The 1,816-nt window shown below is 69.3% G+C and carries 2 protein-coding genes; both read right to left on the bottom strand.

The window, feature by feature from the left end:
- A partial coding sequence (locus U9R90_RS35905) for an acyl-CoA dehydrogenase family protein (protein WP_411061670.1) occupies positions 1 to 1,085 on the bottom strand: 1,085 nt, incomplete at its 3' end.
- 194 nt (positions 1,086 to 1,279) lie between these two features.
- A complete protein-coding gene (locus tag U9R90_RS35910) occupies positions 1,280 to 1,591 on the bottom strand; it encodes a hypothetical protein (protein ID WP_411061671.1) in 312 nt (103 codons plus the stop codon).
- Between the last annotated feature and the right edge of the window lie 225 nt (positions 1,592 to 1,816).

Raw genomic sequence — 1,816 nt, forward strand, 5'->3', positions numbered from 1 at the left:
GCCGCCCTGTTCAGCCGCTCCAGCTCCCCGTCCCCGAAGCCCCCCGGCGATCCGGAGCGCACCAACCCGGCGTCCCCCACCACCTCCTGGCACATGCGATAGACCTCGACCACCGACTCGGTTCCCGCGAACTTCACGCCGCTCGCGTCGCCCGGGGTCAGCGTCCCGGCCCCCACATCGCCCACCAGACGCCAGTTGAGCAGGCGCGTCGCCGCCAGCCGGGCATGTACTTCGGCCAGCCGGGCCCGCACCCACGGCGCGTCGACCGGCCGCCGCCCCGTCACGGGATCGGGCGTACGGGCGAAGGCCAGCGCACTCGCGTACACGTCCTCGGCCTGCATCCCGATCGCGGCGAGCGCCACCCGCTCGTGGTTGAGCTGGTTGGTGATGAGCCCCCAGCCGCCGTGCTCCTCGCCGACCAGGTTCTCGCCCGGCACCCGGATCGCGTCGTAGTACGTGGCTGTCGTCAGCAGCCCGCCCACGGTCTCGATCGGCGTCCAGGAGAACCCCGGCGCGTTGGTCGGCACCAGGATGATCGAGATGCCCTGGTGCTTGGGCGCGTCGGGGTCGGTGCGGCAGGCGAGCCAGATCCAGTCGGCGTTCTGCGCGTTGGAGGTGAAGATCTTCTGCCCGTCGATCAGCCAGTCCTGGTGATCCCGGACGGCTCGGGTACGCAGCGAGGCCAGATCGGTGCCGGCCGACGGCTCGCTGTAGCCGATGGCGAAGACGATCTCGCCGCTGAGGATGCGCGGCAGGAAGTACTCCTTCTGCGCGTCCGTCCCGTACTTCATCAGGGTCGGGCCCACGGTGTTCAGGGTCACCATCGAGACCGGCGCACCGGCGCGGTACGCCTCGTCGAAGAAGACGAACTGCTCGTCGGGGCCGCGCCCCTGCCCGCCGTACTCGACGGGCCAGCCGAGCCCGAGCCAGCCGTCCGCACCGATGCGCCGCAGCAGTCGGCGCTGCTCGGCGGGGTCCTCCGGGCCGTCGGCGTACGCGGCGCGCTCTGACGGCAGCACGGCGCGGAAGTACGCACGGAGTTCGGCGCGCAGCTGACGCTGGCGTTCGGTGGGGGCGAGGTGCACGGCGGCGGCCCTCCTGGACCTCGTACGAAACCGGGTAACAGGTAACAGGTAACGGACATCTGACTGTCCGTCAGATTCTCGACCCTGTCAAGGTCGGTCCGCACACGGCTGCGCGGCGGCACATATCGTGCCGCCGCGCAGGCCTCACACCACCCCTTTGGAACGACCTCCGGGCGCCCCCCGAAGGCCTCGCCTCACCAGAGGTTGGTGAAGTTGACCGTGGTCATCTCGTTCGACTGGTCGATCGCCGTGAAGGCGGAGCCGTTCACCTGGGCGTTGTTGTTCTGGTTCGACGCGCCGGAGCCGGTGGCCACCTGCTGGTTGGTCGCGGAGTTGCCGCTGTTGTTGCCGCCGACGCCGCTACCGCTGATGGTCGCCACGCTGACGTTCGATCCGTCGTTCGCGAAGCCACCGTTGTCGGCTGAGGCGACGCCGGAGAACAGCGCCAGTGTCAGCGGGAGTGCGGCAGCGACGGCGATCACGCGAGCGGTACGGATGCTTGCCATGTCAATTCCTCCAGAACCGGCGTGTGCCGGTAAGTGTGGCTTGTACCAAGGCAGTTGGCCGACCGCCTCAGCGATGTTCACGACGTCGCGAGTCCAGAGTTGCCCACCGAATCCCCGGCGAACCACCCTTCACGGCACCTTTCCCTCGCAAGCGTGACGATGAGCCGATAAACCCCTTCACCCCCCTTTCTCCGTCGCCATCCCGCCACCCCAGCCCTGCCCCGG

Source organism: Streptomyces sp. E11-3 (genome assembly GCF_046540415.1).
Lineage (GTDB): Bacteria > Actinomycetota > Actinomycetes > Streptomycetales > Streptomycetaceae > Streptomyces.